This window comes from Actinomycetota bacterium (genome assembly GCA_019347675.1).
Classification (GTDB): domain Bacteria; phylum Actinomycetota; class Nitriliruptoria; order Nitriliruptorales; family JAHWKO01; genus JAHWKW01.
Window position 1 is genome coordinate 1 of sequence record JAHWKW010000002.1, and the last position, 14483, is coordinate 14483.

Annotated in this window: 12 protein-coding genes, 1 tRNA gene and 3 pseudogenes; 4 read left to right on the plus strand and 12 right to left on the minus strand. The window is 70.3% G+C overall.

Annotated elements, in window-relative coordinates; all coding sequences use genetic code 11:
- Positions 1-609 (minus strand): annotated as a pseudogene (locus tag KY462_01215) (hypothetical protein).
- 100 nt (positions 610-709) lie between these two features.
- On the opposite strand from KY462_01215, the gene KY462_01220 reads away from it, so the two are divergent.
- From KY462_01220 to KY462_01230, 3 genes and pseudogenes are all read left to right on the plus strand, one after another.
- Positions 710-1906 (plus strand): IS256 family transposase, encoded by a 1197-nt coding sequence (locus KY462_01220; protein ID MBW3576364.1) that lies wholly within the window; start codon positions 710-712, stop codon positions 1904-1906.
- A gap of 485 nt (positions 1907-2391) precedes the next feature.
- On the plus strand, positions 2392-3063 hold the full coding sequence (locus tag KY462_01225) for an endonuclease/exonuclease/phosphatase family protein (GenBank protein ID MBW3576365.1): 672 nt from the start codon (positions 2392-2394) through the stop codon (positions 3061-3063).
- Positions 3064-3248: 185 nt separating this feature from the next.
- Positions 3249-3517, plus strand: a pseudogene (locus KY462_01230) (CGNR zinc finger domain-containing protein).
- A gap of 96 nt (positions 3518-3613) precedes the next feature.
- Here the strand turns inward: KY462_01230 and KY462_01235 are convergent.
- Positions 3614-3841 carry a hypothetical protein gene (locus KY462_01235; GenBank protein MBW3576366.1) on the minus strand — a complete coding sequence of 76 codons (228 nt, stop codon included), beginning with the start codon at positions 3839-3841 and terminating at the stop codon, positions 3614-3616.
- Positions 3842-3865: 24 nt separating this feature from the next.
- Positions 3866-4093, minus strand: a complete 228-nt coding sequence (locus KY462_01240) for a helix-turn-helix domain-containing protein (protein ID MBW3576367.1) — start codon at positions 4091-4093, stop codon at positions 3866-3868.
- Between KY462_01240 and KY462_01245 the strand changes: the two are divergent.
- Positions 4092-4991 (plus strand): annotated as a pseudogene (locus KY462_01245) (relaxase domain-containing protein). The gene KY462_01240 and the pseudogene KY462_01245 sit on opposite strands and share 2 nt — an antisense overlap.
- An 88-nt stretch (positions 4992-5079) precedes the next feature.
- Here KY462_01245 and KY462_01250 read toward each other — a convergent pair.
- From KY462_01250 to KY462_01290, 9 genes are all read right to left on the minus strand, one after another.
- Positions 5080-5163 (minus strand) — tRNA-Leu (locus KY462_01250).
- Positions 5164-5243: 80 nt separating this feature from the next.
- A complete protein-coding gene (locus KY462_01255; GenBank protein MBW3576368.1) occupies positions 5244-5438 on the minus strand; it encodes a hypothetical protein in 195 nt (64 codons plus the stop codon).
- A gap of 1089 nt (positions 5439-6527) precedes the next feature.
- Entirely contained in the window at positions 6528-8279 is a 1752-nt protein-coding gene (locus KY462_01260) for an ABC transporter substrate-binding protein (protein ID MBW3576369.1), read from the minus strand.
- A gap of 25 nt (positions 8280-8304) precedes the next feature.
- Complete coding sequence (secG, locus tag KY462_01265) at positions 8305-8943, minus strand: preprotein translocase subunit SecG (GenBank protein MBW3576370.1); 639 nt, start codon at positions 8941-8943, stop codon at positions 8305-8307.
- Between the two features lie 998 nt (positions 8944-9941).
- Positions 9942-10343 (minus strand): BlaI/MecI/CopY family transcriptional regulator, encoded by a 402-nt coding sequence (locus KY462_01270; protein MBW3576371.1) that lies wholly within the window; start codon positions 10341-10343, stop codon positions 9942-9944.
- A 90-nt stretch (positions 10344-10433) separates the two neighbouring features.
- Entirely contained in the window at positions 10434-11204 is a 771-nt protein-coding gene (tpiA, locus tag KY462_01275) for a triose-phosphate isomerase (GenBank protein MBW3576372.1), read from the minus strand.
- 58 nt (positions 11205-11262) lie between these two features.
- Positions 11263-12351, minus strand: coding sequence for a dipeptide ABC transporter ATP-binding protein (locus KY462_01280; GenBank protein ID MBW3576373.1), 1089 nt, complete (start codon positions 12349-12351; stop codon positions 11263-11265).
- Positions 12341-13378, minus strand: a complete 1038-nt coding sequence (locus tag KY462_01285) for an ABC transporter ATP-binding protein (protein MBW3576374.1) — start codon at positions 13376-13378, stop codon at positions 12341-12343. The genes KY462_01280 and KY462_01285 overlap by 11 nt, the downstream gene beginning before the upstream one ends.
- The gene (locus KY462_01290) at positions 13378-14472 is read right to left on the minus strand and encodes an ABC transporter permease (protein MBW3576375.1); all 1095 of its coding nucleotides are present in this window, start codon (positions 14470-14472) and stop codon (positions 13378-13380) included. Before KY462_01290 ends, KY462_01285 begins: the two co-directional genes overlap by 1 nt.
- Positions 14473-14483 lie beyond the last annotated feature (11 nt).

Sequence of the window (14483 nt, forward strand, 5' to 3'; positions counted from 1 at the left end):
CCGCCATGGTCAGCGTGTCCGCGTAACGCAGGTCGATCTCGTGCTGACTCGGCGCGACCTCGTGGTGGCTGTCCTCGACGCTGATGCCCATCTTTTCGAGCGTCGTGATCGCGTGGCGCCGGAAGTCCTGCTGGACGTCGCTCGGCGTCATGTCGAAGTACCCGCCGCCGTCCAGCGGCGTGAGGTCGTCGGTCGACGGGAGAGGAAGAACTCCATCTCCGGGTGGACGTAGAAGGTGAACCCGAGGTCGGCCGCCCGCTGGAGGTTGCGGCGCAGCACCTGGCGGGCGTCGGCGGCGAACGCGTCACCGTCCGGTGTCTGGATGTCGCAGTACATGCGCGCGACGAACGTGCAGGGCGCGACGGCCTGGGATGGTCCCGATCGTGACTTGACCGGCGTGGTGCCGCGGTTTGCTTCGCAGGTTGCCCGGCACGCCGTCCAGTTGGCTCGCGAGGATGCGATGCCGATGCGACCCGGCAGTTGTATGTGGCCGCACTCGGGGCATCGGACACGCAACTCGCCCGACGGCGCGCTCGGGCGTGTTGAATCCTCTGTGTGAGGTGAACCGGAGTAGGCCGGGACCCTCCGGCCAGAAGGGACACCTGACATGACGAACAACAAGACGACGAGCGGCGTGAGGCCCGAGCCTGGGGTCCCGCGGGATGCGGATCTTGAGCCAGCGATCGACGATCGGCTGGTCGAGGCCCTGATGGACCGGGTCGACGAGGACGAGCTCGAGCTGTTGGGCCCCGACGGGATCCTGACCGAGCTGACTTCCAAGATCTTGGAACGGGCGCTGGACGTCGAGCTGACCGATCACCTGGGCTACGAGCGCGGCGACAGCTCGGGCTATGGGTCGGGCAACCACCGCAACGGCAGCTCGCCCAAAACCGTGCTGACCGACGCCGGCGCGGTGCCGGTCGCCGTGCCCCGCGACCGCAACGGCAGCTTCCAGCCCAAGGTCGTGCCCAAGCACCAGCGACGCCTGAATGGGTTCAACGAGTTGATCATCGGACTGGTGGCCCGCGGCATGACCGTACGCGACGTCCAGGCGCACCTGGCCGAGGTGTACGGCGTGGCGGTGTCCCCCGAGCTGGTGTCCAAGGTCACCGACGCGGTCGTGCCCGAGCTGCGCGCGTGGCAGAACCGGCCGCTGGACGCCGTCTGGCCGATCGTGTACCTCGACGCGGTCGTGGTGAAGGTCCGCGACGACCACGTCGTGGTCAATCGGCCCGTCTACATCGCGCTGGGGGTCGATATCGAGGGCCGCAAGCACGTGCTGGGCCTGTGGCTCGGCGACGGCGGTGAGGGCGCCAAGTTCTGGCTGGGTGTCGCAACTGAGCTGTCCAACCGTGGCGTCAAGGACGTGCTGATCATCTGCTGCGACGGGCTGACCGGCCTGCCCGAGGCGATCGAGACCGTCTGGCCGCGCACCACAGTCCAGACCTGTGTCGTGCACCTGATCCGCAACTCGATCAAGTTCTGCTCGTGGCGAGACCGCAAGCACGTCACCAGAGCGCTCAAGCCGATCTACCGGGCCGCCACCGTCGAGGCCGCCGCCGACGCGCTCGATGACTTCGAGCTCGAGTGGGGCGACCGCTATCCCGCGATCGTGGACCTGTGGCGGCGCAACTGGGAGCGGTTCACGCCGTTCCTGGCGTTCCCCGCGCCCGTGCGCAAGATCATCTACACCACCAACGCGGTCGAGTCGCTCAACTACCAGCTGCGCAAGGTCACCAAGACCCGCGGGCACTTCCCCACCGAACAGGCCGTCCTGAAAATCCTCTACCTCGCGATCCGCAACATCGGTCACGACCGCGGTGGGGAACTCGGTACCGGCACCCACGGCTGGAAGCAGGCACTCAACGCGTTCGCGATCGCGTTCCCCGGACGACTCACCATCTAACGAAGTGCCAACTCCTCACACAAAGGACTTGACAAGCTCGCGCGCTCCGCACGTCATGCGCCAGGCGGCCCGGCTGCTCGCCACGAGCCCCATCACTCCAGGTGCCGCCCGGCGGGCCAAGCGTCTGCTGAGGAACGCGCGTGCGGTTACGAGTAGCAGCAGGGGTCGGGCGGACCCGGAACGGCTACCCCGCTACATCGCCCGATGAGGCGAGGTACTCGTAGCGTGGACCGCCAGCATCAAAGTCTGCGGCTACCCACACCGTCGCCACCACGTGGCCCGTCTGACCCGCCGTCGACGCCGCAGGCTGGGACGCAAGGTGCAATGAGTCGCGGAGGCGGGGCCACGCACGCGGATCTTGACCATGAACGTCTACGGTCACCACGGGCGATGGGACGCGCGACGTCCCGTCCTCACCGAGGGGCCCCGAGAGGTGGAACCGGATGTGGTGACCCTCCAAGAGACCGTTATGACCCGCACCTACGATCAAGTCGTCGAGGTCCTCGGCGACGATCACGACGTGTTCACCAGCGCGGCCGGTCCCCCGACGGTGTCGGAGCATCCATCGCCAGCCGCTGGCCGTTCGACGTGGTCCTCGAGGCGGACCTGCCCGTAGCAGACGACAACACCACCGCAGGGTGGATCGGCAGCCTCACTGTCGTCAGGATCCACGTGCCGTCTCCCAACGAGCCGCCACTGCTCGCCGACCACAAGCCCTGCATGGGCCATCCAACCGTGAACACGCCCGGGAAGTGCAGGCCGTCCGGGCGGCCCGCCTCATCGAACGACTGCTCGACGGGGACGACTCCCAGGTCGTCCTGACGGGGGATCTCGACGCCATGCCCGACTCCGCCAGCATCCGGTTCTGGTGCGGCAAGCAGTCCCTCGACGCCATGAGCGTTCACTACCAGGACGCGTGGGATGTCACGCACGCGGCAGAACCCGGGCACACGTTCACCCCCGACAACCCGCTCGTATCGGAGCAGTGGCGACCACGACCGGGTCGGCGCATCGACTACATCCTCATCCGCACCGGCGACAAGGGAGCATCCCTCTCGACGCCTGCGAACTCGCCTTCGATATCCACCATCGACGACGTCTGGGCCAGCGACCACTTCGGCGTCGTCGCCGACCTCAAGAACAGGCTGGCCAGCTGACCTTCTGACAACGCCGCGGCAGAACGCCCGATGGCGCGGTGACCCTGTCCCCCGTGCGACTCGGCTTCCATGGCATGATCCGTCGAAGGGAAGGACGTCGCATGACACGCGAGTGGCCGATGCCCCCACCGGCGCCTGAGAGGACATAGGGCCCCCGGAGTCGCCGCCAACGGGCGCTCCAACATATGCCGACGGTTGGCGCTGCACATCGACCTGGCCGACCCCGCGCGGCTCGCTCCCACTACGTCCGGGGTCGACGCCGCCCTGACGGCGATCATCGCGCAGATCCCATCGCCGACGCCCGAGGGATCCTCGACCGGCTGAAGATGTGCGCCACGGACGACTGCCGCTTCGTCTACTACGACCACTCCCGCAGCCGCACCGCCCGCTGGTGCTTCACCGCGTCTGCGGCAACCGCATCAAGACCCGCCGCTACCGACGCCGCCACGCCTGACCGCCCACCGCCAAGGCCTCAACCTCGACGAGCCAACATCTGGGGAGCAGAACCTGCCACCCACGTAGAACGCCTGATGGAGCACGTCCGCGGCCGCTATCGCGCTCGGCGGATTGGGGGAAAGGCGCGTGGGGTGCGGCCGTGGAGCACGGTGCGGTGGAGGGTGGTGATGATGTACTCGGCGTCGGGCGGGAGGAGCCGTTCGGCGAGGCGGATCGCGGCCTGCTTGGAGCTGGCGGTGCCGTACCCGCGGGTGCGTGGGACCGGGGCGCGGTCGCGCCGCTGGTGGTCGACCCAGGCCACGACGTAGTAGGTGGTCCCCATCGGGTGGCCTCGTGCAGGTCGCGGCTACGCGGGGGTGGTGGGAGGCGCGGCGTCGTCGCCCGAGGGTCCGCCGTCGCCTGGGTCGCCGTGGGAAGCCGGGTCGTGGTCGAGGCCGAGCATGCGGTGCAGCAGGGCGGTGGGGACCAGGATGCGGCGGCCGAGGCGGATGGTGGGGATGTCGCCGGTGGCGGCGGCGCGGTAGGCGGTGCGGCGGCTGATCCCGAGCAGTTCCCCGGCCTGTTCGACGGTCATGGTGGTGGGCTGGTCGTTGGCGGTCACGGCGGTTCCTCCCGGGTCCCGGCGTCTGGGTAGGGAGTCCCCGGCCGGTGTGGGCGGATGTGACAGCTGGGGTCATGGCGTGCGGGTAGCGCACGAACGCGGTGATCGCCGAGGAGGAAGTTGTGGTGGCACCCGGTGTCATCGGCTGACGCAACCGACTACCGGCGGATATCCACCGATACGGATTCTGACGATTTCCGCCTGTAGCGTGCCGAATTCGCGACTTTCGCTGCTCGACAGCTGCCCGTGCCGGACGCATCCTGACGTCCATGCAGCAGAAGCACAGACTGTCACTGGGTCAGTGCGCGGTCCGGGGCGGCGGTCCGGCAACGGCGCTCGCATCTCTTTCGGCCGCACCTTTCACGACGCCGACGGCGGTGCGGGTGGCGTGGTGTTGAACGTGGGGAAGATGGGGCCGGGCTCGGAGGACTACTACCTGTCGCTGACGGTGGACCGGACCGAGGACTACTACCTGCGCCGCGGGGAAGCGCCCGGCCGCTGGCTCGGGCGGGGCCTGGGCCCCTTGGGTCTCGAGGGGCGGGTGGAGGCCGACGAGCTGCGCGCCGTGCTCGCCGGCGACCACCCCCAAACCGGGGAACGGCTCGCCTCCCATCCGGCACGCAAGGTGCCGGGGTTCGACCTCACTTTCCGGGCGCCGAAGTCCGTCTCGCTGGCCTGGGCGTTCGCCGACCGCGACACCGCCGAGGAGATCCTCGCCGCGCACGAGGCCGCCGTCGAAGCAGCGGTCGCCTACGTGGAGCGCCACGCGGCACGCACCCGCCGCGGCGCGGGCGGTGTCGAGCGTGTGGAGGTGGACGGGCTGATCGCCGCGGCGTTCCCGCACCGGACGTCGCGGGCGGGCGATCCCCTGCTGCGGGCCCGAAACACCTCGACCCTCGGCGTGGCGCCGAGGGTCGATTCCTACGAATTCGTTCGAGTAGAGGCTGAAAACTACAAAGTGCGAGAGGGGGGACTTGAACCCCCACCCCCTTACGGGGACACGGCCCTCAACCGTGCGCGTCTGCCTATTCCGCCACTCTCGCGAAGAACGCCAGGCTGGACCGGCGGACGGGCTAGCGTACCGGCCTCCGGGTGGGCCGGCGACTGTTTTGCCGCTCGCCGATCACTCGCAGGGTGGCCTGCTGTGGCGGCGCCCCGCTGGGACCCACCGCCACGCCGCGACGTCCCAGAAAGCGATCCCCGGCCAGGCCGACGGGCACGCCCCGTGGAGCTGCGCTCGCCACGCGTGGGCCACACCGATCCGGTAGAGGGGACGGAGCCAGGCGGCGTCGTACACGGCCTCCTGCGCGCGGTCCATGGCCTCCGCGCGACGGAGGCTGCCGCGTCGCCGACGTCGAGGACCGCCAACACGTCGGTGCCGGCGCCGGGCGGGGCGAACGCCCGCAGACTCGGCCGGGGAAGGTCACGGCGGCTCCAGCAGCGCCCCGTCGCCCCGCTCGTCGACCCGGACGTGCAACAGGTCCGGTGGAGTCCGGATAAGGGTCACGGCGGCTCCAGCACGCCGCAGTCGCGCTGCAGAGCGCGGGCGGTGAAAGCAGGTGCTTCCTGTCGGCCGGAACCAACAACGCCAACCGCTCCCCCTCAGCAAAGACGCCGGCGCGGTCGGCCACCCCCACGGGCGCCCCACGTCCGGGAGGACCGGTGGCCGTGTCGCCGGACGCTCCCAGCAGCCCCTCGACCAGCTCGAAGAGTCCGCGGCGGCCCCGCGGCGCGACGGCGCTCCGGCGAGCCGTCGAGCGTCGCACCGGCGCGCCACCGAAGCAGCGTCCACGTCCCGCCCACGGGCGCGGCGGCTGACAGACCCGCGACAGGGTGGGCGCGCTCGACCGGGTTCAACGCCAGGTAACCGGCGGCCGCGTCCACGCGGTGATCGCGGAGCAGACCGAACGCGGTGTCGTAGGAGGATCTCCGGTACCTCGACCCGCTCGACACCGGGCGAACCCAGCGGACCATCGGGGTGCGCGACGAACGTGGCCCGCAACCCGCGTTCCACCGCGTCGAGTCGGAACGGCCCCCCCGAGACCGGCACGCCGTGCAGGCTGGGCTGCCGCGGAGGCAGCCAGCCCCGGCCGGAGCTGGCCGTGCGGGTCGACGCGGTAGAGCGGCAGGCCACACAGACCCGCCAGGTCACCCAGGCGTGGCCGGTCGGGCGGTCGCGCTCCTGGCCAGCGCCGCCCGGGGCGGATTGGTCGCTCAACGCGGGCAACCAGACCCCCGGTTCCTCGGGATGTGCGACGCGGACCTCACGCCACGGTGGCGCCGACCCAGCCGGTGAGCGGCGGGTGGACGGTCGGGCTGGGTGGCGACGTCCGCGTTCCCGCTGCAGGCGTCGAGGACGGCGACCGCGACGGCGACGAGCCGGATCACCCGGAGCCCGTCAGCGTCGTCACCCCGTCGGTTGCAGCGTCACCACGGTCATGTCGACCTCGCCGAGGGGATCGAGGCGGAAGCCGCGGACCCGCTCGCCGACCACGCGTTGGTGGCGGTAGAAGTACAGTGGAGCGACCGGCATGTCCTGCAGGACGATCGTCTCGGCCTGCTGGTACAGCTCGGCGCGGGTGGCCGCGTCCAGTTCTCGGCGAGCGCGGTCCAACAGTTCGTTCACCTGGGGGTGCTTGTAGCGGGTGAGGTTGTCGGAACCGATCCGTCCCTGGTGGAACAGCGAGTACAGGAACGTCTCTGCGGAGGCGTACTCGGCCACCCAGCCCGACAGGAAGAAGGCGGCCTGGCCGGCGCGGATCGCGTCCAGCCACTCCCCGTGCGCCAGTGTCCGCACGGTCAGTGACCCCTCGCCGAGAGTTGCGTTGACGTCGCGCGCCACGCGGGCGGCGACGTCCTCGTGGTCGGCTGCCTGCCAGATCACGAGCTCGACCGGACGGTCGGGGCCGACCTTGCCGTCCAAGAGCTGCTTGGCGCGGCCAGGATCGAAGTCACAGGCAGCGCAGGCGGCCGGTTCGTACCCCGGGATGCCCGGTGGGACCACCGACGTGGCGACAGCCCGTCCTTCGCCGACCACCTCCTCGACGATCGCACGTCGGTCGATCAGCAGCGACAGACCCTGACGCACAGCCGGGTCGTCGAACGGCGGCTTCTCGGTATCGAAGCCGTAGAAGGCGGTGATCAGCTTGATGCCGTCGACAACGCCCGGCCCGGTGTAGCCGTCGTCGGAGCGGCCGAACTGTTCCACGGCTCGCATCATCCGGCCGCCAGGGATGGGCGCCACATCCAGGGTGCCGTTGCGGAAGTCGTCGTACCCCTCAGCTGGCGCGCCGTCACCTTGGTAGATGCGGTAGACCAGCTGGTCGATGATCGGGCCGTCGTCAGGGTGGTCCTCGTAGGCGGCGAGCCGGAGACCGCGTGACCGCCCCGGCTGCCATGGTTCGGCGAGCCGGAAGGGGCCGTTACCGACCGGTTGCCGGCCGAACGCGTCCGCGTCGTCCACAGCGGCTGGTGGGACCGGGGCCAACGTCGGGTGGGCGACCAGGGCGGGGAACTCCGCGAACGGGGTCGTGAGCTCGACCCGAAGCGTGTGGTCGTCCACGGCCATCACGCCGGACAGCTCACCCCCGGCCTGCGCGTCCTCGAACCCCTTCACCGTCTCGAGGAGGTAGAACGTCGGTGACGGCTCCGACGAGGTGCGGTCGACGATGCGCTGCCATCCCCGCACGAAGCTCTCCGCGGTCACCGGCGTGCCGTCGTGGAACGTGGCGTCGGGCCGGAGGTGGAAGGTGAACACCGTGGCCGGTTCCGGCGCCTGCGGGTCGGCAGGATCGGGTGGGCCGTTCACCTCCCACGACGCCGCGGCGGCCGGCAGGAGCGTGAGATCGGGACCGCTGACGGTAAGAGAGTCAAACAGCTGGTTCACGACGGCCAGGTCGTCGGCGTCCACCGCCACGCCCGGGTCGATCGACTCGGGTTGCCGCAGGTAGCTGTAGAACACCCCCCCGCCGCCGTCCTGAGCGTCCGCCGCGGCGGTCGCGGTCGGGGTCAGCGCGTTCCGGGGCTCGCCGCCCTGCTCCGTGCAGGCCCCGACCGTGGCGGCCAGGATCACGAGCACGGTTAGGCGAGCAGCGGCGGGGATGTGACCCGGCCGCGGGATCGGCGAACCGGTCGGGCGGCGGCCGAGGAAGGTGATCACCGTGGCTGCTGTGCTCCCGCGTGACCTAATTGAGCTGCAGGCCGAGCAAGACGGTGGTCACGGCGAACCCGACCGCGGAGAAGACCGTCAACCGGTCGAGGTTGCGTTCGACGATCGCCGAGCCCTGCAGGCCCGAGGCTCCACCACCGAACATGTCCGACAGGCCCCCACCGGTCCCGCGGTGGAGCAGGATGAACATCACCATCAGCAGCGAGAAGACCACGTGGACCACGACAAGGGCGGCGGTGAACACGGTGCGACGCTCCTGATGGGGCTTCCAAGAGTTCCGCGGGGGGCGACGCCTCCTCGCGCGGCGGGAGACTACCACCTCAACCAACCGTCTCGAGCCGGCGGAGCCAGTACACAGCCACGCCACCGTCGGAGGTGACCACCGGTCTGGCCCGCCAGTTGTCGAGGACACGGGCGTCCACGGCGCCGGGTCGCGTGCCGTCCGGGGGGGTGGCGATGGGTGTGGGCTCGGCGGGGCGGAAACCGCGTAGCACCGCAGGATGGAACTCCTGCCCGTCCGCAAAGGATGCGCGGGACGCGACCGGCGGCGGGGGCGGATCCGGCTGGTTGCGACGGAAGACAGCCAGGGCGGTCGCCTCGGTGGCGACCTCGCTGGCGGGCTGGCTCCGCCACGCCCACAGCACCGCCAGAGCATCCCCGGCCGCCGACTGTCCCGCCACCGCTGCGGGAAGCCACCCGGCCATGAGGGTCGCCACCGCCAGCACCGCCGCCACCGCGCTGCCCTCGAGCACGGCGCGGAGCGGCGTGGCAGGCCGAGCGTCGGCCAGGAGACGCTCGACACGTGTGACGACCGCCGCCGGCGCAGCGAACGCGGCGCACGCCACCACCGGCTGCTGGCTGTCGATCACCTTCAGCAACCCGCTTGCGAGGGCACCCGGTCGGGCGGTCGCCGCCACGGCGAGGTGGTCGGCGGCGAGCTCGCGCTCGTCCCGGAGCCGTCGGGCCACCCACTTCCCACCGGGCACGAAGAAGAAGACGTCACGCGTCAGCCCGACCAGGAGGCCGATGAGGTTGTCGCGATGACGGATGTGGGACAACTCATGGGCCAGCAGGCCCTCCAGTTCCTCGTCGTCGAGGCTGCGCAGCAGCCCGGCGTCGACCACGACGGTTGGGTGGCGGATGCCGACCACCACGGCGCTCCCGGGGCAGCCGTCCACGATCGAGACTGCAGGGACCGGCAACCGCAACTTCGCGGCCACACAGGCCAGGATGCGGACCACCCTCACGTCACGGCGCGTCCCGCCCGAACCGGCCAGCTGGTGCATGCGGCGCATGGCCACGATCCGGCGGATCACCCGCAGCGCCACCACCGCCAACCAAACGGCGGCCAGCGGCCACCCGACCGGCGCCACGCGCAGGTACCCGTCGCTGACCCGCAGCGGGAGCGCCCCGTCCGCGTCCGTTGCGGTCATCACGGTGGGAAGCAGCAGATCACCCCAGGAGGTGAGCACCGCGACCAGCAACGCGGCGGCCGGGATCAGGACGGCAGCGGAACGCACCCGCGGCACCCGCAGGCCGCTGCGCAGCAGCAGCGCGATCGCCGCGACGGCGACGAGCGACGCCACGGTCGCGCGGACGGCGACCGACTCGGTCGGCAGGCTGATCAGAACGGCGACGTCAGACACGTCGCCCTCAGCGTTCCTCGATCCGGCGGCGCGCGACCGCATCGCGCATCCGGGTCAGCGTCGCCTCATCCACCTCCCCGACCACCTCGGCGAGGTACGACGTCGCTGGCTCCGGATAACGGTCCACCAGCCATCCCAGCACGCTGGCGACGGTCGCCCGGGCGTAGTCCTCATGACTGACCGCCGGGCGGTAGCGGTGAGCAAGCCCTTCGGTATCGCGGCGCAGCATCCCCTTGCTGGCCAGGCGGCTCATCGTCGTCATCACGGTGGTGTACGCGATCTTCCGCCGCGCCGACAGGTGGTCGTGCACGTCCCGGACCGTCGCGTCGTCCAGCTCCCAGACGACGTCCATGACGTCCTGTTCGAGCGGCCCGAGCAACTGCTCCAGGGGCTCACTGCGCCGACCCATGGGCCACCACCTCACCGTCCGCACCCGACAGCGTCCGCTGCCGGCGCGATGCACGTCGCGTGTCAGGTCACTATACCGACAGTCACCCCTTCAACGGCGGTGGCGGACGATCGCGGCGAAGTCGTCCGAGGACAGGCTCGCCGACCCCACCAGCGCCCCGTCCATGTCCGGACTGGCCATCAGGTCGCGGACGTTCCCCGGCTTGACGCTCCCGCCGTACTGGATGCGCAGGTCGTCTGCCACATCGGAGCCGTACATGTCCGCCATCGTCTCGCGGACCGCCAGGCACATGTCCTGCGCGTCCTCGGGTGAGGCGGTCCGGCCGGTGCCGATCGCCCACACCGGCTCGTACGCCACGACCAGCGCCTCGGGATCATCGATCTCGACGCCGTCGAGGCTGCCCTGCAGCTGGCTCACGACCACCTCACGCTCGCGCCCGGCGTCGCGCTGCTCCTCGGTCTCGCCGACGCACACGATCGGGCGCATGCCGTGGCGCTGCACCGCCTTGGCCTTGCGGTTCACATCCTCGTCGGTCTCGCCGAAGACGTGGCGCCGCTCCGAGTGACCGACGACGACGTAGCGCACGTCGAGCCGGGCGAGCATCGGGGGCGACACCTCGCCGGTGTAGGCGCCCTCCTCCTCCCAGAAGCAGTTCTGGGCGCCAAGCTGGATCGGGAGGTGGTCGGCGTCGATCAGGGTCTGGATCGAGCGCAGCGCCGTGAACGGGGGGCACACGACCACGTCCTGATCCTGGTAGTCCTTCTCGTCGAGGTGGTAGGCGAGCTTCTGCACCAGCTGGATCGCTTCGAGTTGGTCTTTGTACATCTTCCAGTTACCGGCCATGATCGGGCGTCGGGCCATACGCTCGCCTTCCCTGCGTTCCCCGCGCAGCGCAACATCGCTGCGCACAGTTCCGAGGCTAGTTGCCGATCGTGTCGTGCTCCGGTCCCGTCCGTCGGTGTTCACCCGACGAGTCACTGATCTCGGCGAAGTGGCACCGGCTGGGATGCCCGTGACCGAACCGGTCGATCAGGTCCGGTTCGTCCTCGGCGCAGATGGCCTCTGCCTTCCAGCACCGGGTCCGAAACGAGCAGCCCGACGGCAGGTCCGATGGGCTGGGCAGGTCACCATCCAACAGGATGCGCTCCCGGCGGTCGCGGTCGGCCGGATCCGGGATCGGAACCGCCGACAGCAGTGCCTGCGTGTACGGGTGGGTGGGGCGCTCGTAGATGTCACGCTCGTCCCCGAACTCGACGATCCTGCCCAGGTACATCACCGCGACCCGGTCGCAGATGTGGCGCACCACGGACAGGTCGTGGGCGATGAAGATGTAGGCCAGACCGAACTCGTCCTGCAGATCGTCCAGCAGGTTGATCACCTGGGCCTGCACGGACACGTCGAGGGCAGAGACGGGCTCGTCGCAGATGATTATGTCGGGGTTGAGGGCCAGCGCACGCGCGACGCCGATGCGCTGGCGTTGCCCGCCGGAGAACTGGTGCGGGTAGCGGTTGACGTCGCCGGGGTTGAGGCCCACACGTTCCAGCAGGTCCCTGGCACGGGCGGCCTGCTGGCTCTTGGCGACGACGCCGCGGTGGATCTGCCAGGGCTCCGTCACGATGTTCCCGACCGTCATGCGGGGGTTCAGCGACGCGTACGGGTCCTGGAAGATGATCTGGACGCGGCGCCGCAGTGCCCGCAGCTCGCGCTTGTCCATCGCGAAGATGTCGCGGCCCCGGTAGTAGGCGTGCCCGTCGGTCGGCTCCTCCAGCCGCAGCAGCGTCCGCGCAACCGTCGTCTTCCCGCAGCCGGACTCCCCGACCAGCCCCAACGTCTCGCCCGGGCGTAGGTCGAAGCTGACCCCGTTGACCGCCTTGACGTCGCCGACGCGGCGCTTGAACAGGACACCGCGCTCGACCGGGAACCACTTCACCAGGTGCTCGACCGCGAGCAGAGCCTGGTCGGAACGCCGCTCGCGGACCCCGGCAGACCCCCCGTGATCAACCGTCACCGTTGAGGATCTCCTCGTAGAAGTGACAGGCGCTCGCCCGGTCGCTGTCGACGTCGAACAGGGGTGGCCGGCGCTCCACGCACACGCCTTGCACGTACGGGCAGCGTGGGTGGAACTCGCACCCCGGCGGGATCCTGGCGAGGTTGGGAGGCTGACCCGGGATCGGGTCCAGCCGGCGGCCCTTGTGATCCGCACGCGGGATCGAGCGCATCAACCCGAGCGTGTAGGGGTGCGCCGGCCGTGCGTACACGTCGTGGATGGGACCGCGTTCCATGGCCCGCCCCGTGTACATGACCACGACCTCGTCGGCGACCTCGGCGACCACTCCGAGGTCGTGGGTGATCAGGATCATGCCCATGCCGGTCTGGTGCTGCAGATCGGCTAGGAGCTGCATGATCTGGGCCTGCACTGTCACGTCGAGGGCCGTGGTCGGCTCGTCGGCGATGAGGATGTCCGGGTCGAGTGCCAGCGCCATCGCGATCATCACCCGCTGGCGCATGCCACCGGACAACTGGTGCGGGTAGTCGTCGAGCCGGCGGCGGGCGTTGGGAATGCGTACCCGGTCCATCAGCTCCGCGGCGCGGGCGCGGGCGTCCTGGCGGCGCATGCCCCGGTGGACGCGGAACATCTCCGCGATCTGGAACCCGACCGTGAAGACGGGGTTGAGCGCCGCGAGGGCGTCCTGGAAGATCATCGCGACGCGCTGCCCGCGGACGCGGCGCATCTGCCGTTCCGGCAGGCGCAGCAGGTCCACGCCACGGTAGACGATCTGACCCCCGGTCACGTACCCGGGCGGCGAGTCGATGATGCCCATCACCGCGTGGGCGGAGACGGTCTTCCCGGATCCCGACTCACCCAGGATCGCCAGCGTCTGACGCGGATCGAGGCTGTAGCTCAAGCCGTTGACCGCCTCGATGACGCCGTGGCGCGTGCGGAACTCGACGCAGAGGTCGCGCACTTCCAGCAGATGCTGGGCCGCACCCGGCCCGCTGTGGCCGAACGCCAGACCGTCGGTGGTCGTGGCCATCAGCGTAGCCTCGGGTCGAGGGCATCGCGGATCGCATCGCCCATCAGCACGAAGCTGAACACGGTGATGCTGAGTAGCAGTCCCGGGAACAGCACCAGATGCGGCGCGGCCAAGACACGGTACTGCGCCGAGTGGATCATCAGCCCCCACGAGATCGCGGGCAGCTTCAGCCCGACCCCGAGGAAGGACAGGGTCGCCTCGGCAGCGATGATCAAGCCGACGCTGAGGGTGGCGTAGACCACCACCGGCGCGACCGCGTTGGGGAGGATGTGCCACACGATGATCCGGAGATCGCTGGCTCCCAGGGCGCGTGCCGCATCGACGTAGTCCGCCTCCTTCTTCTCCACCACCGACGAGCGCATCAGCCGCAGCATGGTCGGCCAACCGAGGATCGTCAGCACGAACGCCACCACACCGAGCCCGCGGGCGCCGGTCACCCGGTCGATCGCCCCGAACAGACGCGCGAGTGTCTCGGCGACCACGTGTCCGTCGGGGCTGCGCAGCGCGGTGATGGCCACGAGGCCGCCCAGGATGACGGGGACGGCCAGCCAGACGTCGGTGATGCGCGCGACGATCGCGTCCAGCACGCCGCCGTAGTACCCGGCCAGCGACCCGAACACCACCGCGATCGCCGCGGCCACCCCCACCACCGAGACCCCGATCACCATCGAGACCCTTGCCCCGTACACCGTCCGGGTGTAGTAGTCGCAGCCTTGCAGATCGAAGCCGAACCAGTGCTGGGCGCTGGGCCGCTGCAGCGAGTCCACGAGGCTGCACGAGCGCGGATCGGGGTTGCCCGGGTAGAAGGTCGTGAACAGCTGCGGGAACGCCGCCATCACCGTCAAGACCGCGATCAGCCCGGCGGCGACCACGAAAAGCCGGTCGCGCCGGAGCTCCGCCCAGGCGTCGCCCCACAGGCTCGCGCCCCCGGCCGCGCCGCGGGCCCGGTCAGTGGCTGTCCGCGCCGCCGCGGCCTCCACCCCCTCGGAGAAGGCGTCACCGACCAGGACCTGCCCTCCGGCCGGGATCCCGGCGTCGCGCCGCTGCGCCGGTCGGCGCGCGTGCGCGGGGCTGCGGACGGGGCCGTCAGCCATGGACGGGGCCG